Source organism: Streptomyces sp. NPDC024017 (assembly GCF_040638895.1).
Taxonomy (GTDB): Bacteria; Actinomycetota; Actinomycetes; order Streptomycetales; family Streptomycetaceae; genus Streptomyces.
Genome location: NZ_JBEZYZ010000008.1, coordinates 350,269 through 371,530, shown reverse-complemented (window position 1 = coordinate 371,530; position 21,262 = coordinate 350,269). Strand labels below are relative to the sequence as shown.

Sequence of the window (21,262 nt, the reverse complement as noted above, 5' to 3'; positions counted from 1 at the left end):
CCCGGGCGAGAGGCAAGCGGACGCCGATGACGGTCACCAGCAATCGGAGGACGGACCCGCCGCGGCACCGGAGCGGGGGTGCCGGCCACGGCAACCGGGGCGCACCCCGGGACCGCAGGCGCCGGCGCGGCCGCCGCCGCGGCCGGGGCATACGCACCGCCCTCCTGCTCGGTCTGGCCCTGCTCGTCCTCGCCGCGGGCGGCGCCGGCTGGCTCTGTCTGAAGCTGGACGGCGACATCAGAGCGTTCGATTCCGGCGGCCTCTCCGACGACCGCCCCGACGCCGGCTCGTCGAAGGGCGAGAACGTCCTGGTCATCGGCTCCGACACCCGCACCGGCGGCAACAACGCCCTGGGCGGCGGTGAGAAGGACGACGTGGGCCGCTCCGACACCGCCTTCCTGCTGCACGTCTACGCCGACCACCGGCACGCGATCGCCGTCTCCATCCCCCGCGACACGCTGGTCACCGTCCCGCCCTGCAAGCTGCCCGACGGCACCTGGACCAAGGCCCGGCCGAACACGATGTTCAACGCGGCGTACTCGGTCGGCCAGACACCCGAGGGCAACCCCGCCTGCACCCAGAACACGGTCGAGCAGCTCACCGGGCTGCGCGTCGACCACACCGTCGTCGTCGACTTCAAGGGCTTCGCCGAACTGACGGACGTGGTGGGCGGGGTGCGGGTGTGCCTGCCGCAGAACGTCTACGAGCACGACCTCGACCCGCATCTCACCGCCCCGGGCAAGCTGCTCTTCCCCAGGGGCGAGCAGACCGTGTCGGGGCGCAAGGCGCTGGACTACGTCCGGATCCGGCACGGCATCGGCGACGGCTCCGACATCGGCCGGATCAAACCCCAGCAGGCGTTCGTGGCGAGCCTGTTGAAGGAAATCAAGAGCAAGGGCCTCACCCCCACGAGGCTGTTGCCGCTGGCCGACGCCGCCACGAAGTCGCTCACCGTCGACCCCGGTCTGGGCTCCGCCGACAAGCTGATCTCCTTCGCGATGTCGCTGAAGGACATCGACCTGCACAACACCGAGTTCGTCACCCTGCCCTGGCGCTACGAGGGTTCCCGGGTGGCGATCGTCCAGCCGGACGCGGACGCCCTGTGGGCCGCGCTCAGGTCCGACCGCACGATCGACGGCGAGAACGCCACCGGGAAGAAGACCGGAACAGCTGATTCCGACGCTTCCGGCTCCCCCACGCCGGTCTCCGGTGAGGGCATCGAGGTCGCCGTCTACAACGGCACCGCCGTCCCGGGCCTGGCTGCCCGCGCCGCCGCCACCCTCACCCGGGAGGGCTTCACCGTCACCGGTACGGCCACCGCGACCGACCAGGGCCACACGAGCACGCTGGTCGAGTACGGGCCGGGCCTCGGGGACCGGGCCAGGACCGTGGCTCGGGCCCTTCCCGGGGCCGAGGCGTCGTCGTCGACCGCCCGCTTCGCCACCGGCGCCGACTCCCCGGTCAGCGCCCCCTGGTGCACCATGAACCCCCGGGCCCGCAGCAGCCGTACGTCCGCCGGGACCAGATCACCGGGGCCGAGCCGGAGCACGTCCCCGGGGACCAGCTCGGCGACCGGCACCTCCCGGGGCTCCGGCGGCTCCGCGGGGCCGGGGCGGCGCAGCACCGTGGCGGTGCCGGCGACCAGTTCGCGCAGGGCGGCCAGGGACCGGTCGGCCCGGTGCTCCCCGCTCGCCCGCAGCACACAGCTGACCGCGACCAGGGCGAGGATCACCACGGCGGTGCCCCAGGAGGCGACGGCGGCGGACACCAGGCCGAGGCAGAGCAACGGCGGTGAAGGGGTCGCGCAGGGCGCGTACCCACCGGCGGGGCCAGGACGGGGTACGGCGGTCCGGCAGCGTGTTCTCGCCGTGGGCGGCCAGCCGGGACGCGGCCTCCGCCTCGGTCAGCCCCCTTGGCCCCGACTCCAGCCGCCGCAGCACCTCGAGGGTGGTGCCCCCGACGGTCTCAGAGGCCATGGAGGCGGCGGGCCGGCGCGGCACGGCCGGTGAGCCGGTCCACCAGGAGCCGCACGACGTCGACGACGTCGGGGTCGTCGACGTAGTACACCTGCCGGCGGCCCTCGCGGCGGGAGCGGACGAGTCCGGCCAGCTTCAGCTTGGTGAGGTGCTGGCTGACCGCGGGCAGCGCGCCGCCGACCCGCTCGGCGAGCCCGGTCACGTCGCTCTCGCCCTGGGCCAGCGCCCAGACGATGTGCAGCCGGGCGGGCGAGGCCAGCAGACCGAAGGCCGCGGCCGCCTGGGCGAGCACGTCCGCGGAGGGGTCCTCGAAGCCACCGCCGGCTTCCGCCACCGTCACCGCCCCTTCCGTCGCGTCCGCCGTCCCGTCCCGCGCGCACGTCCTTCGTGCCGCGTGCCGCACCAGTCTAGGCAGGCGCCCTGAGCCGGAGCCGGGCACGTCGGCGGTGACCGCGAGCGGGAAACCCGGTGTCGTCCCTGTCCACACGCGGCGGTCGAACCGCACGGACGGTACGGAAAGCCGAGGTGAGAGCTTCGCCGGCGCCGCTGTTCGGCCCGTCGGACAGATCATCACGATGCGGCAGCATCAACTCACGGCATGTGGCCGCTCACTTGACGACCAGTGCTCACACACGGTTGGCTCCGGGCCAGCGAGAGTCATCCGGCCGGTGCACACCCTGCGGTTCCGCCTGCACTCTCACCCTGCTCTTGCTCGGCCGCACAGCGAGGTCCGCCCCTCATGAACACTCCTCCCCCGCCGCACACCTCCGTGAGACGCACCCGTGTCGCGGCCCTGGCGTCCGCCCTGTGTCTGCTGGTGTCCGGCTGCTCCGTGTTCGGCGCGGCCGACGACGGGCCGGACGCGGCGGGCGGATCGGGCGGCGGGATGAAGGTCACCCTGGTGACGCACGGCGGGAAGGGCGACGCCTTCTGGGACCTGGTGCGCAAGGGCGCCGAGGCGGCGGCGGCCAAGGACCGGATCGATCTGACGTACGTCGGCGACGCGGACCCGGCCGCGCAGGCCGACCTGGTGCGGGACGCGGTCCGCGACAAGGCCGACGGCATCGCGCTCACCCTGGCCAAACCGGCGGCGATGCGCGGACCGGTCGCCCAGGCCAAGGCGGCCGGCATACCCGTCGTCGGGCTCAACTCCGGCATCGACTCCTGGCGTCCGACCGGGCTCCTGGAGTACTTCGGCCAGGACGAGTCCGTGGCGGGCGGGGCCGTCGGCGACAAGCTGGACGACCTCAAGGCCGAGCACGCCCTGTGCGTGGTGCACGAGCGGGGCAACGTCGCGCTGGAGGCCCGCTGCGCCGGTGTGCGCAAGGCGTTCGGCGGCGACACCGACAACCTGTACGTGGACGGCACCGACATGAACGCGGTGACCGCCACGATCGCGTCCCGGCTGCGCCAGGACTCCAGCATCGACGAGGTCGTCACCCTGGGCGCCCAGTACGGGCTCAGCGCGGTCAAGGCCGTCGAGCAGGCCGGCAGCAGAGCCAAGGTCGCCACCTTCGACCTCAACAAGGACGTCGTCGAGGCGGTCCAGGGCGGCGACGTGCAGTTCGCCGTGGACCAGCAGCCCTACCTCCAGGGCTACCTCGCGGTGGACGCCCTGTGGCTGTACCGGACCAACGGCAACGTCAGCGGGGGCGGGACGGCCCCGGTACTGACCGGCCCCGCCTTCGTGACCAGGTCGAACGTGTCCGCCGTGGCACGGTTCGCGGCCGCCGGGACCCGGTGACAGGGCTCTTCCTGTGAGGGTGTCGCCAAAGATTCGGTCAGGCCCGGCCTCTACGTCCACTTGTACGGATAACATCCTGCCCATCCCATGTGCCGTACAGGGCACGCCCCCACCTCCGCGCCCGTCCCCCGCCCTCTCCGACCGTTCCGCCTCCCCCTTCCTCACCCCCCGCTGATCGCCCTAGGACGACGATGTCTCGACGGACAGGTGCCCGGCGCCGCCTCGGATCCATACGCCTCTCCCTGGTGCTCCTGGCCCTCGTGCCCAGCGTCACCCTCGCCGCCATGTGGGGCGTGACGACGATCCAGATGTTCTCGGAGGGACTGAGGCTGCGCGACCAGACGGAGCTCAGCCGGTCGACCGGCGCCATGGGCACCGACGCGACGCTCGCGCTGCAGCGGGAGCGCAGCCTGTCGGCCGCCTGGCTGGCCTCCCCGAAGGGCTCCCGGGCCACCCTCGACGCGCAGCGCGAGGAGACCGACAAGGCGGTGGCCAAGCTGGTCGGGCAGGCGGACGCGATCGAGAGGGCGCCCTCCCGCATATCCGACCGGCTGTACTCGGTGCTGGGCTCGGTGGGCAGCCTGGAGTACTACCGGGACCAGGTGGACAACCCGACCGACATCACCCCGCAGCAGGCGCTGGACCAGTACTCCTCGATCATCGACGACCAGATCCACGCCTTCCAGGAACTGTCCCAGGTCGACGACGGCGACCTCACCTCGCAGGCCGGCCCGCTGGTCGGTCTTGAGCACGCGGCGGAGCTGGTCTCCCGGGAGGACGCGCAGCTGACCCTGGCCTGGCCGACCGGGCATCTGGACGACCGGACGTGGACGCAGTTCACGGAGCTGGTGAACACCCGGCGCTGGCTGGTCAAAGACCAGGTCCTGCCGCAGCTGACGGGGGGCGCCAAGGCGCAGACCGAGCGGATCCTGGCGAGCCGGGAGTGGCAGACGCTGCAGTCCGTCGAGGACCGGGTGCTGGCGTCGCGCAACGCGGGCGACACCACCGACCGGATCGCCCTGCCGGACGCGCAGAAGCAGTGGTCCGCCGCCATGGAACAGCTGTCCGAGCAGTATTCGGGCCTCATCCAGCAGCAGACGGCGGAGCTGTTGGAGCGCAGTGCCGACAAGGCGGACGCCCTGCTGCTCAAGGCGGCGCTGCTGAGCGCCGGCGGGCTGCTCGCGCTGCTGGCGTGCGTCGGCATGTCGTGGCGCATCACCCGCTCGCTGTCGCGGCGGCTGCGCGGACTGCGCCGGGCCGCCGTCAGCCTCGCGCAGGAGCGGCTGCCCGATGTGGTGGCGCGGCTGGAGCGGGGCGAGACGGTCGACCCGGAGTCGGCGACGACCGAGCTGGACTACGGCCACGACGAACTCGGCCAGGTGGCCCGGGCGTTCAACACCGCCCAGCGCACGGCCGTGCACACCGCGGTCGAACTCGCCGACACCCGGCGCGGCTTCCAGAAGATCATCCTGGGCATAGCCCGGCAGAGCCAGAACCTGGTCAACCTCCAGCTGAGCAAGCTCGACACGCTGGAGCGCGAGCACACCGACCCCGACATCCTCAAGGGCCTGTACGAACTGGACTCCACGGCCAGCCAGTTGCGCCGCTACGAGGAGAACCTCGTCATCGTCAGCGGGGAACGGCCCGGCCGCAGCTGGACCGAGCCGGTCGCGCTGATGGACATCCTGCGCAGCGCGGTCGGGGAGGTCGCCGAGTACCAGCGGGTGGAGGTGCTCACCGAGGAGGAGGTGTACGTCGCGCCGCCCGCGGTGGCCGACGTCATCCATCTGCTGGCCGAGCTCATCGACAACGCGACCGCGTACTCCCCCGCCCCGAGCCCCGTCACGGTGCGGGCCGGGATGGTGGCCAAGGGCCTGGCCGTCGAGGTCGAGGACCGCGGCCTCGGCATGTCGGAGGAGGACTACACGTCCTTCAACGAACAGCTGGCGGTGCCCCCGCAGTTCGACGTGGTGGCGCTCGCCGACGACCTCCGCCTCGGCATGTTCGTGATCGCCCAGCTGGCCCACCGGCACGGCATCGCCGTCACCCTGCGCCCGTCGCCGTACGGCGGGACCACGGCGATCGTGCTCGTGCCGCACGAGATCGTGGTGCGGGAGATCGCGGGCAGCACGGCGCCGCGGACACGGGCCGCCGAGGACGGAACCGGCGTCGACGGCCTCGCGGCCCCGGCCGGCCCGGAAGGCGCGGCCGGCGGCGCGAGCGACGGCGACGCCCCGAAGGACGGGCCGGTCGCTGTGGACGGACGGGGTGCGATGGACGCCGAGCCGAGTGGGACGGCGCCGCAGCGCGCCGAGGCACCGCGGGGAACCGAACGGGCCGCCGGGTCCGCCCGCGAGCCCCGGCCCCTCGTCACGGCCCGCACCGCCTCCGCCGTCCCGTCCGCCGCCCGCGAGGTCCTCCCCCGCCGGGACGGCCTCGCCCCGCTCCCCCGCAGGGTGCCGCAGACCAGCCTGGTGGAGGAGTTGCGCGAGGAGTCCGCGCCCGCCGGTGACGACGGCTTCCTCGACGACTTCACCGCGGAAGCCGCCGCGTCCTCCCTGGCCGGCTTCCAGCGCGGCACGCTCCGGGCCCGTGACGACGACGCCGAGCCGCCCCACGACGAGGAGGCGGTCGCGGTCCCCCGGCAGGCCGCCGCCGATCCCGTCCCCTCGACTCCGCCCGCCGACCGCTGACGAAGGACACCGCAATGACACGCCCCATCCCCGCCACGCACACCCAGCTCGACCAGCTGCTGACCGGACTCGTGGAGCGGGTCGCCGACGTGAACCAGGCCGTGGTGCTCTCCGAGGACGGCCTGGTGGTCAGCAAGTCCACCGGATTCCTGCGCGACGACGCCGAGCGGCTCGCGGCGACCGCGTCCGGGCTGATGAGCCTCAGCAAGGGCGTCAGCATGGACTTCCGGGGCGGTCCGGTGCGCCAGGCGCTCATCGAGATGGCCAACAGCTATCTGATCCTGACCTCCGCCGGTCCCGGTGCGCACCTGGTCGTGCTGACCGGGCCGGGCGCGGACGTCGGGGTGGTGGCGTACCAGATGAACATGCTGGTGAAGAAGATCGGCGAGCATCTCAGCGCGGCACCGCGGGGCATGGCCGGACCCGTCGTCGATCCAGGCGTGTGAGGTGGGCGTAGGTGATGCGGCGGGCCGGCTCGTCAGACCGTTCGCTCTGACCGGGGGCCGGACCCGGCCCAGCCGCGCCGACTTCACCCTCATCTCGACGGTCACGGCGGTCGATCCGCCGCCGGCCACGGCGGCCCGGTGCCAGCCCGAGCACACCCGGATCCTGCGGCTGTGCGCCGAGCCGGTCGCCGTGGCGGAGCTGGCCGCCCGGCTCGACCTTCCGGTGAGCGTGGTCGTCATCCTGCTGTGCGACCTGCTGGAGGCGGGCCGGATCACCGTGCGCCCGCCGCGTCTCGTTTCCCGTACCACTCCGGACCTGGACCTGCTGCAGAAAGTGAGGGACGGCCTTGGCCGGCTCTGACCTTGCCACTGACGCGTCTTCGGCACCCGACACGGTCAAGATCCTCATCGCCGGGGGATTCGGCGTCGGCAAGACCACCATGGTCGGGTCGGTCAGCGAGATCGTCCCGTTGCGCACCGAGGAGCCCCTGACCATGGCCGGTCTGGGCGTCGACGACCTCGACGGCATCGAGGAGAAGCGGTCCACCACCGTGGCCCTGGACTTCGGCCGGATCACCATCAGCCGGGAACTGGTGCTGTACCTGTTCGGTACGCCGGGGCAGCAGCGGTTCTGGTTCATGTGGAACGACCTGGCGCTCGGCGCGCTCGGTGCCGTGGTCCTGGTCGACGTGCGCAGACCAAAGTCCAGCTTCGCGGCGATCGACTTCTTCGAGCGCCGGGGCATTCCGTTCGTCGTCGGTGTCAACGGCTTCCACGGCGAACACCCGTATCCTCCCGAGGACATCCGGGAGGCGCTCGCGGTGCCGGACCATGTGCGGGTGCTGCTGTGCGACGCCCGGGACCGGGAGTCGTGCCGGGACGTGCTGATCGCCCTGATCGACCAGCTGATCGCGTCGGCGGTGCAGGCGTAGGGGCGGTCTGCCGGGAGAACCGGCCCGGGCGGTTCTGGTCGCCCGGGGCCGGGGTTCAGCGTCCCGTCAGTTCAGGCCGGCCGACTTCAGCCAGGCCTGCGCCACGTCCAGCGGGTCCTTCTTCTCGAGCTGCACCTGCGCGTCCAGCTCCAGGAGCGTCTTGGTGTCCAGCTTGGCGGAGACCGCGTTCAGCGCGTCGACGCCCTTCTGGGAGAGGCCGCTCTTGTGGACCAGCGGGGTCACGTTCGCGAATCCGAAGAGGTTCTCCGGGTCCTTCAGGACGACGAACTTCTCCTTCACGATGGTCGGGTCCGTGGTGAAGATGTCCGCGGCCTGGATGGTGTTCCTGGCCAGCGCCGCCTGGGTCAGGGGGCCGCCCGCGTCGAGTGCCTTGAAGGACTTGAACTCCAGGCCGTACACGGACTTCAGGCCCGCCAGGCCCTGCTGCCGGGTCTGGAACTCGGGCGAACCGCCGATCACCAGGTCCGGGGCGGCCTTCTTGAGGTCCGCGAGGGTGGAGGAGGAGGTGAGCTTGTACTTCTCGGCGGTCTCGGCGTTGACGGTGACCGAGTCCTTGTCCTCGGCGGGCGAGGACTGAAGCAGCGTCAGCTTCTTGTCGAGCTTGGCCTTGGCGGCCTCGTTCACGGCCTCGGCGGACTTCTGCTCGGCCTTGGGGTCCAGGTAGGCCAGCAGGGAGCCGTTGTACTCCGGCAGCACGGTGACGGAGCCGTTCTTCATCAGCCCGTACGTCGTCTCACGGCTGCCTATGTTGTGCTTGTAAGTGACCTTGAGGCCCTTGGCCTTGAGCGCCTCGCCGTAGATGTCGGCGAGCAGGGTGCTTTCGGCGAAGTTGTTGGAGCCGACGACGACGGTGCCGGCCTTCGCCTTCTCGCCCTCCAGGGGATTGTCGGAGGAGCCGCCGGACGAACAGCCCGCGAGCAGCGCCGCAGCGGCGGTGAGCGCGACGGCCGCCACGCTGGTGTGCCTCGTTCTGGACCTGCTGCTCTTCGCGGTAGAAGTCATCCACCGATCCAATCCAGCCGCTTTGTGATCAGTCAAGAGCGCCCTGGTCACGGTTTGTTACAGACCAGGTGCGGACCAGGTTCGGGCTTCAGCGTCTGCGCACCCCGGGTGACACGGCCACCCGGCCCACCGCCCAGAACAGGGCCAGCGTGACCAGCGCAAGGACGGCCACCAGGGTGGCGCCGCCGACCACCTTCTCGTAGTCGCGCTGGTAGAGCCCGTCGACGATGTACCGGCCGAGGCCGCCCAGGCTGACGTAGGCGGCGATGGTGGCCGTGGACACGATCTGGATGGCCGCCGAGCGCAGACCGCTCAGGATCAGCGGCAGCGCGACCGGCAGTTCGACCTGGAACAGGATCCGCGACTCGTGCATGCCCATGCCGCGGGCGGCGTCCACCGGGGAGGGGTCGACGGTGCGGACGGCCTCGTAGGTGGTCACCAGGATCGGCGGCACGGCGAGGATGACCAGGGGGATCATCACGGGCAGCAGGCCGAACCCCATCACGATGACGATCAGCACCAGCAGACCGAAACTGGGCAGCGCGCGGGCCGCCGTGGCGATGAACGCGAGGGCGTTGCCGCCCCGCCCGGTGTGCCCGGTCAGCAGGCCGACGGGCAGGCCGATCGCGGCGGCGAGGGCCAGGGCCAGAGCCGAGTACTGGACGTGTTCGAGCAGGCGTTGCGGGATGCCGTCGTAGCCGTGCCAGTGGGCGCTGTCGCTGAAGAAGGCGTTGACGAAGTTCAGTACGTTCACCGGGTCACGTCCTGGGGGGCGGGCAGCTTCTGCCGCGTGCTCGGCTTCGGGCGCCTGCGGGTGCCGTTCGGCATCCACGGGGTCAGCACGACGCGGAGCAGCACCAGCAGGGCGTCGCACAGGATGGCGAGGACGGCTGTCGTGATCACGGAGTTCACGGCCAGCTCGGGCCGGTCGTACTTCTGCGCGTCGGCGAGCAGGTTGCCGAGGGCGCCCTGGTTGCCGATGAGGGTGCCGACGCTGACCAGGGAGATGCTGGAGACGGTGGCGACCCTGAGCCCGGCGATGATGGCGGGCACCGCGATCGGCAACTGCACCTGGAGGTAACGGCGTACGGGCCCGAACCCCATGGCGGTGGCCGCGGCGAGGGTCTCCTGCGGCACGGACCGCACCCCGTCGACGATGGCCGGGACGAGCACCACGAGGCTGTACACGGCCAGCGGGATCATCACGGTCAGCTCGGTCTGGCCGGTGTAGTCGATGAGGACCACGAAGAAGGCCAGCGACGGGACGGCGTAGAGGATGGTGGTGGCGCCGAGCACGGGCGGGTACAGCCAGCGGAAGCGGACACAGAGCTGGGCGAGCGGCAGGGCGAGCAGCAGCCCGGCCAGCACGGGCAGCAGGGCCTCGCGCAGATGCAGCCCGATCAGGCCCGTGTAGCTGTGCTGGAGGTCGCTCGGGATGTCGAAGAAGCCGTTCACGACGCGACCTTGGCCTCGTCGGCGTCGGCGTGGCCGGCGGCGTGGGCGCTGCGGATCGCCTCGCCGATGGTCGCCTGCGAGACCACGCCGGTCACCCGCCCGGCGTCGTCCACGGCGACGGCCCAGCCGGCCGGGGAGAGCACGGCGCAGTCGAGGGCGGCCCGCAGGGAGTCGGTGCCGGGGACGAACGGCCGTCCGTGCGTCAGGAGCCGGCCGGGGTCGATGTCGCCGGCCGTCAAGTCGCCCGGCTCGGCCCAGCCTAGGGGCCTTCCCTCGGCGTCGGTGACCAGGAGCCAGGGGGCGCCGGGGGCGGCGATCTGCTCGGCGGTGGCGTCCGCCGTGATCACCGGGCCGGTCGTCAGCGGGAGTTCGGCGGACGGGAAGAACGACAGCCGCCGGATGCCGCGGTCGGCCCCGAGGAAGTCCTCGACGAAGGCGTCGGCGGGGTCGGAGAGCAGCTCGGCGGGGGGCGCGTACTGGGCGAGGTGACCGCCCTCGCGCATCACGGCGACCATCGTGCCGAGTTTGATCGCCTCGTCGATGTCGTGGGTGACGAAGACGATGGTCTTGCCCAGCTCGTCCTGGATGCGCAGCAGTTCGTCCTGGAGGCCCTTGCGCACGACCGGGTCGACCGCCGAGAACGGCTCGTCCATGAGCAGCACGGGCGGGTCGGCGGCGAGCGCCCGGGCCACGCCGACGCGCTGCTGCTGGCCGCCGGACAGCTGGTACGGGTACCGCTTGGCGAGCGCTGCGTCCAGGCCCACGCGCTCCATCAGTTCGGCCGCCCGGGCCCGGGCCTTCTGCTTGCCCCAGCCGAGCACGCGGGGCACGGTGGCGATGTTGTCGAGGATCGTGCGGTGCTGGAAGAGACCGGCGTTCTGGATGACGTACCCCATGGACCGGCGCAGGGTGGTGACCGGCCGGCGCTGGATGTCCTCGCCGTCGAGGAGGATCGTTCCCTCGCTCGGTTCGACCATCCTGTTGATCATTCGCAGGGTGGTCGTCTTGCCACAGCCCGAGGGTCCGACGAGGACGGTGATCGAGCGGTCGGGTATCTCCAGGGAGAGCCGGTCGACAGCCACCGTGCCGTCCGGATACCGCTTGGTGACTGATTCGATCCGTATCAAGGCGCCGGAGCCCTTCGGGTTGGCGGAAGCGTTGGCCAGGGTCGTACGGGCTGTTCCGGTCGAGTCTAAAGGGCACCTTTCAACGGTCCGTAGGGCGCACGCCTTTCACGGGCAGGCGCACGGTGAACACCGTCGCCCCCGGTGCGCTGTTCAGCTCGATGCGGCCGCCGTGGGCGCGGACCAGGGACTGGGCGACCGCAAGGCCGAGCCCGCTGCCGCCGCGGTCGCGGCTGCGGGCCTTGTCGACGCGGTAGAAGCGGTCGAAGACGCGGTCCCGGTCGTCGGGCGGGATGCCCGGCCCGGTGTCGGCGACCCGCACCTCGGCCGCGCCGGGCACGACGGCCACCTCCACCGACACCTTCGTCCCGGCGGGGGTGTGCACCGCGGCGTTGGTCAGGAGGTTGTCGACGACCTGCCGGATGCGCAGCGGGTCCATCGGCAGCCGCACCGGACCCGGACCCGCCAGGACGGTCAGCGGATGGTCGGGGCGGCCGGCGCGGAAGGCGTCCGCGGCCTGGCCCACCAGCTCCACCAGGTCGGCGTCCTGAAGGCGCAGCGGCGTCTCCACTTCCGCCGCGTCCAGCCGGGCGAGCAGCAGCAGGTCGTCCAGGAGGATGCCCATGCGGGCGGCCTCGGCGCGCAGCCGGGCCAGGTGCCGGTCGCGTTCCTCGGGGGCGTTGGCGGCGGCGTACTGGAAGAGGTCGGCGTAACCGCGGACCGACATCAGCGGGGTGCGCAGCTCGTGGGAGGCGTCGGCGACGAAGCGGCGCAGCCGCTGCTCGGCCTCGGCGCGCACGGCGAGGGAGTCGTCGATGTGCTCCAGCATCGTGTTGAAGGCGGTGCGCAGTTCGTCCACCTCGGGCCCGCCGTCCCGGCCGTCGGCGCGCAGCGGCAGCCGGGCCGCCGACTCGGTGAGGTTGTGCGAGGCGATGCCGTGCGCGGTGGACGCCATGTCGCTGAGCGGCTTCAGGCCGCGGCGCAGCATCCGGCGGCCGAAGACCACCAGCGCGAGCAGCGCGAGGGCGAAGGTGACGACCTGGATCGTGATCAGCTGCCCGACGGTGTCCTCGATGTCCTCCATGGGCGCGGCGCTGACCAGGACCACGCCGCGCTCGACCTGGCAGGCCCGCAGCCGGTAGGAGCCCGCGCCTCTGAGGTGCTCGGTGCGCAGGAGTTCGGTGTGCGCGGCGGTCTGCGCCCGGGCCAGGGAGGTGAAGTCGTCGACGTCCTTGGGCAGATCGGCCGGGTCCTCGGGCCTGCGGAGCACGGGCGTGCCGTCCTCCGGCACGTCGTACACGGCGTAGAACCAGCTGTAGTACTTCTTGCCCGAGAGCGTGCCGTAGTCGGCGATGCTCTTGGACTGGGCGATCTGGGCCTGCGCCAGCTGGGTGTCGAGCTGGGCCGACAGGTAGTCCCGCATGTAGGTGGTCAGGGCCGTGCCGACGACGGCGAACACGACCAGGGACAGGGCGCCGAGGCCGAGGGCCAGCCGGGTGCCCAGCCGCATCCTGCGGTAGACCCGCCGCAGCCGGGCGATCACTCGGCGGCCTGCCGCAGCACGTACCCGAACCCGCGCACGGTGTGGATGAGCGGCGAGGCGCCGTCGTCGGTCTCGTCGAGCTTGCGGCGCAGCCGGCTGACGACCAGCTCGACGACGTTGGAGCGGCCGCCGAAGCCGTACTCCCACACGTGGTCGAGGATCTGCGCCTTGGTCAGCACGGTGGGCGACTTGCGCATGAGGTAGCGCAGCACCTCGTACTCGGTCGGGGTCAGCGACAGCAGCCGCGCGCCGCGCCGGACCTCGCGGGTGTCCTCGTCCATCGTCAGGTCGCCGACCTGGAGCACGGACCGCTGGAAGGCGGGCCCGGCGCTGCGCCGCAGCACGGTCCGCAGCCGGGCCATCAGCTCCTCCACGGCGAACGGCTTGACCAGGTAGTCGTCGCCGCCCCGGGTGAGGCCGGCGACCCGGTCGGCGACGCCGTCGCGGGCGGTGAGGAACACCACCGGCACCATCGTGCCGGAGGCGCGCAGCCGGTCCAGGACGCCGAAGCCGTCCACGCCGGGCAGCATCAGGTCGAGCACCACGATGTCCGGGTGGAACTCGGCGGCCCGCCGCAGCGCGTCCTCGCCGGTGTACGCCGTGACCGCCTCCCAGCCCTCGTAGCGGGCGACGGTCGCGACGAGATCGGCGATGGGCGGGTCGTCGTCGACGACGAGAAGTCGTACTTTTTCCACGAGCTCATAGTGCTGCACGGGCCGGGTGCCGCCATAGCCGCGCTCCCCATCGCCGCTGGATCGATAAGCACCTGAAAGTTCAGCGACAGCTTTCCGACAGCTCCCCCGCGCCAAGCTCGGTATCCCAGGATCCGATCAAGGAGCTGCCGACCGTGACGACCCTCCGTCAACCTCCCGCGGCGACCCGCCCGGGCGTGCGCCCCTCAGTGGTGGGCCGCACCGGCCTGTACGCGGTGCTGCTGGCGAACGCGGTCGTGGTGGCCGTGTTCTTCGTGCAGGCCGGTTTCGCCTCGAACGCGCTGATCGTGCTGGGCCGGCTGGCCGGGCTGTACGCGTCGCTGCTGATGGCGTTCCAGCTGCTGCTGGTGGCCCGGCTGCCGTGGTTCGACCGGCGGATCGGCATGGACCGGCTGACCTCCTGGCACCGCTGGACCGGCTTCTCGGTGCTGTGGCTGCTGCTGGCGCACGCCGTGTTCATCGTCTTCGGCTACGCGGAATCTTCGTCCCTGGACCCGGTGAACCAGCTGGTGGACCTCGCCGAGACCGTCGAGGGTGTGCTGCGGGCGATCGTCGCGCTGGCGATCATCCTCGTGGTCGGCGCGGTCTCGGCCCGCTACGCCCGGCGCCGGCTGGCGTACGAGACCTGGCACTTCATCCACCTGTACACCTACGTCGCGGTGGTCCTGGCCTTCACGCACCAGGTCGCGGCGGGGACGACGTTCGCCTCGTCGTCGGCGGCGCGGACCTACTGGTACGCCGTGTGGGGCGTGGCCCTCGCCTCGGTGTTCGCCGGCCGGCTGGCGCTGCCGCTGTGGCGCAACCTCCGCCACCGGCTCCGGGTGACGGCCGTGGTCCCGGAGAACGACCACGTCGTCTCGATCTACATCACGGGCCGCGACCTGGACCGGCTGCCCGCCCGGGCCGGGCAGTTCTTCCTGTGGCGGTTTTTGACGAAGGACCGCTGGTGGCAGGCGAACCCGTTCTCCCTGTCCGCCGCCCCCGACGGCCGTACGCTGCGCCTGACCGCCAAGCGGGCGGGCGACGGCAGCGCGGCCCTGCGGCACCTGAAGGTCGGCACGCGCGTGTTCGCCGAGGGCCCCTACGGCGCCTTCACCACCCTGCACCGCACCCGTCCTGACGCCCTGCTCATCGCCGGTGGCGTCGGTGTCACGCCGATCCGGGCCCTGCTGGAGGAACTGCACGGCCACGCGGTCGTGATCTACCGGGTGGCCACGGACCGGGACGCCGTCCTCCACGACGAACTGCGCGATCTCGCGCTCGCCAGGGGCGCCGAGCTGCACCTGGTCACCGGCCCGCCCGTGCCGGACCGGCTGGCGCCGCAGGAGCTCGCCCGGCTGGTGCCGGACATCGCCGAGCGGGACGTCTACCTGTGCGGTCCGCCGCCGATGATGAACACGGTGCTCGGCAGCCTGCGCGAGCTGGGCGTGCCGAGGTCGCAGACCCACTTCGAACGCTTCAGCCTGGCCGGATGACGAGGAGACTGTCGTGAAGCGAGCCATACCCGTCCTCGTCCTCAGCGTCGCCGGTCTGATCCCGGTCTGGCGCTACGCCCCGTCGCACGACACCGGGTCGTCGCCGGCGGCCACGGAGGCCGCGGCGCCGGCGTCGACGCCCTCGGTGTCGTCGTCGGGCGGTACCACCTCCACGGTCGTGGCGGGCTCCACCGTCGACACCGAGAAGGGGGCGGTGCGGGTCGAGGTCACCTTCGACGGCGACAGGATCGCCTCGGTGCGGATGCTGCGGCAGCCGGACCATCCGCAGACCACGGCCGCCGTGCCGAAACTGATCGAGGAGACGCTCCAGGCGCAGAGCGCCGACATCGACACGGTGTCCGGCGCGACGATCACCAGCGACGGCTACAAGGAGTCCCTCCAGGCCGCCATCGACGCGAAGGGCTGACGGATGCGGCGCGTCGAGCACGTCATGGGGTTCCCGGTGTCGGTCCGCATCGACGACGAGGACTTCCCCGAGGCACCGGTGGACGGACTGTTCGCGTGGCTGCGCGAGGTCGACGCGCGGTTCAGCCCGTTCCGCCCGGACAGCGAGGTGTCACGGCTGGACCGGGGCGAGGTGCGCGAGCCCAGCCCGGGGCTGCGCGAGGTGCTGGACCTGTGCGAGGAGTACCGGATCGCGACCGGGGGCGCCTTCGACGCGCGGCTGCCCGGCCGCGGCCTGGATCCCTGCGCCGTGGTGAAGGGGTGGTCGGTGCAGAAGGGAGCGGACCTGCTGTCGGCGGCAGGTGCGCGCCGCTTCTGCCTCAACGCCGGCGGCGACGTGATCGCCTCCGGCGGTCCCTGGCGCGTCGGCGTGCGCCACCCCGAACACGCCGACCGGCTCTGCACGGTCCTGGACGTCACGGACCGGGCCGTGGCGACCTCCGCCCGCTACGAACGCGGCGACCACATCCTCGACGGCCGCACCGGCCGCCCCGCGACCGGGCTCCTCAGCATGACCGTGGTGGCCCCGACCCTGACGGAGGCGGACTCCGTCGCCACGGCGGCGTTCGCGCTGGGGACGCAGGGCGTCGAGTGGGCGGCGTCCCGGGAGCACTGCGAAGTGTTCGCGGTGGACGCGCGGCGGCGGGTGCTGCGCAGTGCGGGGTTCCCGAAGGCGGGAGCGGCAGCGGCGTAGACGAGGACTCCGGGGCGTCGGACACCGCGGACGACGCCCCCTGCACCGGACAGCGCTCCGGTCAACTGCCGGGCAGGTCCTCCAGGAAACCCGCCGGCGGCACGAAGAACAGGCTGCCGGCGACGGCGCGCGAGTAGTCCAGCAGCGGGTCGGGCCCGGAGCCCGGCCCGCCCAGGAACATCTTGCGCAGCATCGTCTCGGGTATCCCGGGCGTGCGCGCGTAGGCCACGAAGTACGTGCCGAACTCGCCGTGCCCGGGCCGGCCGAACGGCATCGCCGACCGCAGGATCTTCTGCTCCGTACCGTCCGGGCCGAGGACGGTGTTGACGTCCTTGTGCGAACCGGGCGCGTCGAGTTCCAGGTGGGTGAGCTTGGTGCGGCCTATCACCTTCTCCTGCGCCTCGACGGCGAGGGCGTCCCAGGCGTCCACGTCGTGCAGGTACTTCTGCACCAGCGCGTAACTGCCGCCGCGGAAGGCGGGATCCTCCTCGCCGACCAGCGCCGCGTCGGCCGCGGCCTGCCCGACCGGGTTCTCGGTGCCGTCGACGAAACCGAGCAGGTTGCGCGAGTCGAAGTAGGAGAAGGCCTGCGTCTCGTCCCGCACGGCGACCGCGCCGCGCAGCCGCCGCACCAGTTCGGCGGCCAGTGCGAAGCACAGGTCGGTACGGGCCGCCCTGATGTGGAAGAACAGGTCGCCGGGGGTGGACGGCGCGTGGTGCCGGGGCCCGGCCAGTTCGCGGAACGGGTGCAGTTCCGCGGGCCGCGGACCGCCGAACAGCCGGCCCCACGCCCGGGATCCGACCCCGGCGACGCAGCCCAGCTCGCCGTCGGCGCTGGGGAAGCCGACGGACCGCACCAGTCCCGCGAGGGAGCCCAGCACCTCCCGTACGGCGTCTTCCCCGCCGGGTTCGATCGTGGCGACCAGGAACACCGCGACCGACGCCGGCGGGTTCAGCACCGGTTGCGGCAGCGTCTCTTCCGCCAGCGGTGACGTCATGGCTTCCCATCCCTTCGCCCGGACGGCACGGCACGCCCGCTCCCCCTCCGGGACGGCGCGGCCGACGCCCCTGACACGATTCCCAGCGAACCGGCGGCCGGAACTCCCCGACCGCAAGGGAGGGTTGGCGCGTCTACTCCTCGCGCAGCACCTTCACGTCCCACGGTCCGAGGGGTACCGCGTCGGCGTAGGCGGCTCCCGAGAGCGCGTCCCGCAGAGCCGTCGGCACCGGCACGGACACCTCCTCCCACGACCAGTTGTGCAGGAAGCGCACCCGGCGGCCGTCCCGGGCGGCCGCGGAACTCGCCGTGACGCTCGGGTGGGCCGGGCGCCAGGCACCGTCCGGGGCGTACCGGTCGAACAGGGCGCGGGCGAAGGCCGGGTCGGGCACGGTGCCGACGTAGGTGACGCGGCCGGCTCCGTGTCGGTGCGTGGTGACGGCGGGCCAGCGGCCGAAGTGCGGGTGCTCGTACGTCGCCAGGGCCTCGGCTCCCTGCGGCCGCAGCCCGTCCGCCCAGTGCAGGGCGTGCGCGCCGGGCGGGAGGGGGAGGGAGTCCGTGCCGGTGACGGGCAGCGGGTCACGCAGATTGCTGAACTCGTCGTACGTCACCCCGGCCGCCTCGGCCAGCCGGCCCGGCTGGAGGTCGGTGCGGGCCCGGGCCTCGGTGTCGCCGTAGCCGGTGCGGGGGCCGAGGACGAGGTGGCCGCCGGCCTCGGCGTGGGCGCGCAGCCGGTCGAGGACGGAGTCGTCGGCGGCGTAGTAGGCGGGCACGACCAGCAGGGGCGGCAGCTCGGCCTGGGGGAGCTGCCCTGGGTGCAGGACGCGTGCCTGGAGCCCGGCGTCGAAGGCGCCCCGGTAGAACGCGTCGAAGATCCGCTCGTACGACCGGGAGTCCGGACCTCCGTCGGCAGCGGCCAGCGGCGGCTGGCCCTGGAGCGCCCACTTGCTCGGCCCGTCGTAGAGGAAGGCCACGTCGGCGTCCGGGGTGAGGGCCGACACCAGGTCGCCGGCCCGTTCCAACTCCGCTCCGAGCGTGGCCAGTTCGCGGTAGACCCGGCCGGGACGGCCGTTGTGCGGGAGGATGCCGCCCCAGTAGGTCTCGGCGCCGAAGTGCAGGGTGTGCCAGTGCCAGTACTCGATCATCGAGGCGCCGCGGGAGATCAGCGCCCAGGCGGCCTGGCGCCACTGGCCGTCGTAGGCGGGGCGGTTGTCCCACGGCCCGCCGATGGCCTGCGCGTCGGTCTCGGTGACGAGGAAGGGCTCCTGGCGGGAGGAGTACATGCGGTCGGCGCTGCGGTACAGCGCCCAGGTGCCGTTGGTCGTCCAGTTCTGCCCGTCGCCGCCCTGGTCGGGCAGGGCGAGGGCGTCCTGCATCGTGTAGTACGGGTTGCCCGCGGTGACGTCGAGGCGGTCGGTGAGCTTGTCGTCCTCGACGCCCTGGCGGTCGTAGGAGATGCACGTCGTGACGAACTGGCCGGGGCGGGCGTACTCGCGCACGATGTCCGCCTGCCAGGTGATGAACTCGGTGACGAGCCGGGCCTGGAAGCGCCGCCACGCCAGGTCGTACTGGGGCTGGGCGTTGCCGTCCGGGGTCCACAGGTCGGCCCAGGTGGACAGCCGGTGCGACCAGTAGACCAGGCCCCACTCGCGGTTGAGTGTCTCCACGTCCCCGTACCGCGCCCGCAGTTCGTCGGTGAATCGCTGGAAGACGCCGTGGTTGTGGAAGAGGTGCAGGCCGGGTTCGTTGTCGACCTGCCAGCCGATCACGGCCGGGTGCCCGGCGTACCGTTCGGCGACCTTGCGGATGATCCGCTCGGCGTGGAAGCGGAACGCCGGGTGCGTGAAGTCGACCTCCTGACGGGCGCCCCAGCCGATGCGCTCACCCGTGCGGGACTCCCCCGCGATCTCCGGGTACTGCCGGGCCAGCCACGGCGGCACCGCGTACGTCGGCGTCCCGAGGATCACGGAGATGCCCCGCTCGTGGGCGCCGTCCAGGACCGGCTGGAGCCAGTCGAGGTCGAAGCGGCCGTTCTCGGGCTCCCAGGTGGACCAGACGGACTCCCCGACCCGGATGACCGTGAAGCGGGCCTCGGCCATCAGGTCGAGGTCGTCCTTGAGGCGGTCGTACGGCTGGTACTCGTGGTAGTAGGCGGCACCGAACAGGACGCGCCGGGGCAGCTCGAACATGTCTCTCCTCCACGTGAATCGATGAAACGTCAGCCCTTGACCGCGCCCGTGGAGAGCCCTTCGAGGAGCTGCTTGCGCAGCAGCACGAAGAGGGCCACGGCGGGCAGGACGGCGAGGACCGCGCCGGCGAGCACGAGGTCGTACTGCCGCTGCTCCGACACGAACAGGGTCTGCAGGCCCAGCGGCAGGGTGTACTGGGAGCTGTCGGACACCAGCACCAGCGGCCACAGGAAGCTGTTGTAGCTCTGCAGGAACTGCCAGACGCCGAGCGCGCCCAGTGAGGGCCGCAGCAGGGGCAGCACGATGGTCCGGAAGATGCCGAACTCGCTCGCCCCGTCGATCCGGGCGGCCTCCAGCACCGAGTCCGGGATGGACTGCACGATGTACTGCTGCATCATGAAGATCCCGAACGCGGGCGCCACCCACGGCACGATCAGCGCGAACCAGGGGCTGCCGAGCCCGGTCTTCACGAGGATCACGAACAGCGGCACGAGGATCACCGCGAACGGTATCGACATCGAGCTGAACATGACGTTGAACAGCAGCCGCCGGCCCGCGAAGCGGAACTTGGCGAAGCCGTAGCCGGCGAGCGCGCACACGAAGACGGACACGCCTGTGGCGACGACGGCGACGACCGTGCTCATCAGGAACCAGCGGCCGAAGGGCTGCTCGGTCAGCAGGGTGCGGTAGTTGGCCGGCGTGAAGGGGTCCGGGACGAGTTCCGGCGGGTAGCCGAAGATCTCGCCCCGTGGTTTGAACGAGCCGCTCAGCGCCCACACCAGCGGGGCGAGGAAGCCTACGAACAGCAGGACCAGGAAGGCATAGAGCGGCAGGCGGGCGCGGGTCATGAGGTGGCCCTCCCGATGCCGAGGAGACGGTTGAAGAGCCGGCTGAGGCCGAAGACGAGGACGAACAGCACGACAGCGGCGGCCGCGGCGTAGCCGAACTGCTGGCGCTGGAAGGCGGCCCGGTAGATGAACATGGTCACCGAGAGGGTGGACTCGGCAGGTCCGCCGCCGGTCAGCAGATACGGCTCCTCGAAGATCTGGGCCGCGCCGATGAAGGAGGTGACGACGACGAACGCCGTGACGGGCTTCAGCGCCGGCAGGGTGACGGTGGTGAAGGTGCGCAGCCGCCCGGCCCCGTCGAGGGCGGCGGCCTCGTACAGCTCCCGGGGCACGTTCTGGAGCCCGGCGAGGAAGAAGACGGTGAGGTAGCCGGTCCAGCGCCACAGCATGACCAGGGCGATGCTCACCTTGGCGAGGTCCGGATCTCCAAGCCAGTCGACACCGCCGGAGCCGAACAGTGCGCGCAGCACCGCGTTCGCGAGCCCGAACTGCCGGTCGAAGATGAGCCCGAAGACGAGCGCGACGAGGATCGGCGACACCACGATCGGCACGAAGTAGGCGGTCCGCCACAGGTCGCGTGCGCGCAGCCCACGGGTGTTGAGCGCCTGGGCGATCAGCAGGGCGAACGGGACGACCAGACAGACCGCGACCAGCACGAACACGGCGGTGTTGCCGAGTGCCCGGTGAAAGCTGATGTCGGTGGCGAGCAGCCGGTAGTTGCGCAGCCCCACCCAGCGCGGCGGGCCGAGCCCGACCCACTCGGTGAGGCTCAGCCACAGCGAGACGCCGACGGGGACCAGCATGAACAGGACGTAGAGGAGATAGAAGGGCGAGACGAAGAGGTAGGGCGCCCAGGTCCTGCGGGGGCGGTGGGCCGGGTGGCCGTCGCCGCGTCGCTCCTGGGCGGTGCCGGGCGGGCCGGTGACGGTGGTGGTCATGACGGTCG

At 72.0% G+C, this 21,262-nt stretch carries 19 protein-coding genes and 2 pseudogenes; 9 read left to right on the top strand and 12 right to left on the bottom strand.

What is annotated here, in order from left to right; all coding sequences use genetic code 11:
* Nucleotides 1-26 precede the first annotated feature (26 nt).
* Nucleotides 27-1,412, top strand: a pseudogene (locus AB0G20_RS23665) (LCP family protein); the annotation flags it as partial.
* A gap of 11 nt (nucleotides 1,413-1,423) precedes the next feature.
* On the opposite strand, the pseudogene AB0G20_RS23660 reads toward AB0G20_RS23665, so the two are convergent.
* Nucleotides 1,424-1,976 (bottom strand): annotated as a pseudogene (locus AB0G20_RS23660) (cation-transporting P-type ATPase); the annotation flags it as partial.
* Entirely contained in the window at nucleotides 1,966-2,310 is a 345-nt protein-coding gene (locus AB0G20_RS23655; RefSeq protein WP_361305842.1) for a metalloregulator ArsR/SmtB family transcription factor, read from the bottom strand. The pseudogene AB0G20_RS23660 and the gene AB0G20_RS23655, both read right to left, overlap by 11 nt.
* A 405-nt stretch (nucleotides 2,311-2,715) precedes the next feature.
* On the opposite strand from AB0G20_RS23655, the gene AB0G20_RS23650 reads away from it, so the two are divergent.
* From AB0G20_RS23650 to AB0G20_RS23630, 5 genes are all read left to right on the top strand, one after another.
* Nucleotides 2,716-3,720: a substrate-binding domain-containing protein gene (locus AB0G20_RS23650; protein WP_361305618.1), complete on the top strand. Its 1,005-nt coding sequence runs from the start codon at nucleotides 2,716-2,718 to the stop codon at nucleotides 3,718-3,720.
* 191 nt (nucleotides 3,721-3,911) lie between these two features.
* Nucleotides 3,912-6,413: a nitrate- and nitrite sensing domain-containing protein gene (locus AB0G20_RS23645; RefSeq protein WP_361305616.1), complete on the top strand. Its 2,502-nt coding sequence runs from the start codon at nucleotides 3,912-3,914 to the stop codon at nucleotides 6,411-6,413.
* A gap of 14 nt (nucleotides 6,414-6,427) precedes the next feature.
* Nucleotides 6,428-6,859 (top strand): roadblock/LC7 domain-containing protein, encoded by a 432-nt coding sequence (locus AB0G20_RS23640; protein WP_020271575.1) that lies wholly within the window; start codon nucleotides 6,428-6,430, stop codon nucleotides 6,857-6,859.
* A 1-nt stretch (nucleotide 6,860) separates the two neighbouring features.
* Nucleotides 6,861-7,220 (top strand): DUF742 domain-containing protein, encoded by a 360-nt coding sequence (locus tag AB0G20_RS23635; protein ID WP_361305614.1) that lies wholly within the window; start codon nucleotides 6,861-6,863, stop codon nucleotides 7,218-7,220.
* Nucleotides 7,207-7,791 carry an ATP/GTP-binding protein gene (locus AB0G20_RS23630; RefSeq protein WP_361305612.1) on the top strand — a complete coding sequence of 195 codons (585 nt, stop codon included), beginning with the start codon at nucleotides 7,207-7,209 and terminating at the stop codon, nucleotides 7,789-7,791. Before AB0G20_RS23635 ends, AB0G20_RS23630 begins: the two co-directional genes overlap by 14 nt.
* Before the next feature lie 66 nt (nucleotides 7,792-7,857).
* On the opposite strand, the gene AB0G20_RS23625 is transcribed toward AB0G20_RS23630, so the two are convergent.
* From AB0G20_RS23625 to AB0G20_RS23600, 6 genes are all read right to left on the bottom strand, one after another.
* Complete coding sequence (locus AB0G20_RS23625; RefSeq protein ID WP_361305610.1) at nucleotides 7,858-8,814, bottom strand: ABC transporter substrate-binding protein; 957 nt, start codon at nucleotides 8,812-8,814, stop codon at nucleotides 7,858-7,860.
* Nucleotides 8,815-8,902: 88 nt separating this feature from the next.
* Nucleotides 8,903-9,568, bottom strand: a complete 666-nt coding sequence (locus AB0G20_RS23620) for an ABC transporter permease (RefSeq protein ID WP_361305608.1) — start codon at nucleotides 9,566-9,568, stop codon at nucleotides 8,903-8,905.
* Nucleotides 9,565-10,269, bottom strand: coding sequence for an ABC transporter permease subunit (locus tag AB0G20_RS23615; RefSeq protein ID WP_361305606.1), 705 nt, complete (start codon nucleotides 10,267-10,269; stop codon nucleotides 9,565-9,567). The genes AB0G20_RS23620 and AB0G20_RS23615 overlap by 4 nt, the downstream gene beginning before the upstream one ends.
* Nucleotides 10,266-11,396 (bottom strand): ABC transporter ATP-binding protein, encoded by a 1,131-nt coding sequence (locus AB0G20_RS23610; protein ID WP_361305604.1) that lies wholly within the window; start codon nucleotides 11,394-11,396, stop codon nucleotides 10,266-10,268. The genes AB0G20_RS23615 and AB0G20_RS23610 overlap by 4 nt, the downstream gene beginning before the upstream one ends.
* A gap of 79 nt (nucleotides 11,397-11,475) precedes the next feature.
* Nucleotides 11,476-12,936, bottom strand: coding sequence for a HAMP domain-containing sensor histidine kinase (locus AB0G20_RS23605; RefSeq protein ID WP_361305602.1), 1,461 nt, complete (start codon nucleotides 12,934-12,936; stop codon nucleotides 11,476-11,478).
* The gene (locus AB0G20_RS23600) at nucleotides 12,933-13,631 is read right to left on the bottom strand and encodes a response regulator transcription factor (protein WP_361305600.1); all 699 of its coding nucleotides are present in this window, start codon (nucleotides 13,629-13,631) and stop codon (nucleotides 12,933-12,935) included. The genes AB0G20_RS23605 and AB0G20_RS23600 overlap by 4 nt, the downstream gene beginning before the upstream one ends.
* 152 nt (nucleotides 13,632-13,783) lie before the next feature.
* Between AB0G20_RS23600 and AB0G20_RS23595 the strand changes: the two genes are divergently transcribed.
* Genes AB0G20_RS23595 through AB0G20_RS23585 form a run of 3 tightly spaced genes read left to right on the top strand, consistent with a single transcriptional unit; the run spans nucleotide 13,784 to nucleotide 16,283 of the window.
* Nucleotides 13,784-15,124 (top strand): ferredoxin reductase family protein, encoded by a 1,341-nt coding sequence (locus tag AB0G20_RS23595; protein ID WP_361305598.1) that lies wholly within the window; start codon nucleotides 13,784-13,786, stop codon nucleotides 15,122-15,124.
* Between the two features lie 13 nt (nucleotides 15,125-15,137).
* Entirely contained in the window at nucleotides 15,138-15,551 is a 414-nt protein-coding gene (locus AB0G20_RS23590; RefSeq protein ID WP_361305596.1) for an FMN-binding protein, read from the top strand.
* Between the two features lie 3 nt (nucleotides 15,552-15,554).
* Nucleotides 15,555-16,283, top strand: coding sequence for an FAD:protein FMN transferase (locus tag AB0G20_RS23585; protein WP_361305594.1), 729 nt, complete (start codon nucleotides 15,555-15,557; stop codon nucleotides 16,281-16,283).
* A 61-nt stretch (nucleotides 16,284-16,344) separates the two neighbouring features.
* On the opposite strand, the gene AB0G20_RS23580 is transcribed toward AB0G20_RS23585, so the two are convergent.
* From AB0G20_RS23580 to AB0G20_RS23565, 4 genes are all read right to left on the bottom strand, one after another.
* Entirely contained in the window at nucleotides 16,345-17,280 is a 936-nt protein-coding gene (locus AB0G20_RS23580) for a Dyp-type peroxidase (protein ID WP_361305592.1), read from the bottom strand.
* A gap of 133 nt (nucleotides 17,281-17,413) precedes the next feature.
* Nucleotides 17,414-19,468, bottom strand: a complete 2,055-nt coding sequence (locus AB0G20_RS23575; protein ID WP_361305590.1) for a beta-galactosidase — start codon at nucleotides 19,466-19,468, stop codon at nucleotides 17,414-17,416.
* 29 nt (nucleotides 19,469-19,497) lie between these two features.
* Nucleotides 19,498-20,316 carry a carbohydrate ABC transporter permease gene (locus tag AB0G20_RS23570; RefSeq protein WP_361305588.1) on the bottom strand — a complete coding sequence of 273 codons (819 nt, stop codon included), beginning with the start codon at nucleotides 20,314-20,316 and terminating at the stop codon, nucleotides 19,498-19,500.
* Nucleotides 20,313-21,254, bottom strand: a complete 942-nt coding sequence (locus tag AB0G20_RS23565) for a sugar ABC transporter permease (RefSeq protein WP_361305586.1) — start codon at nucleotides 21,252-21,254, stop codon at nucleotides 20,313-20,315. The genes AB0G20_RS23570 and AB0G20_RS23565 overlap by 4 nt, the downstream gene beginning before the upstream one ends.
* Between the last annotated feature and the right edge of the window lie 8 nt (nucleotides 21,255-21,262).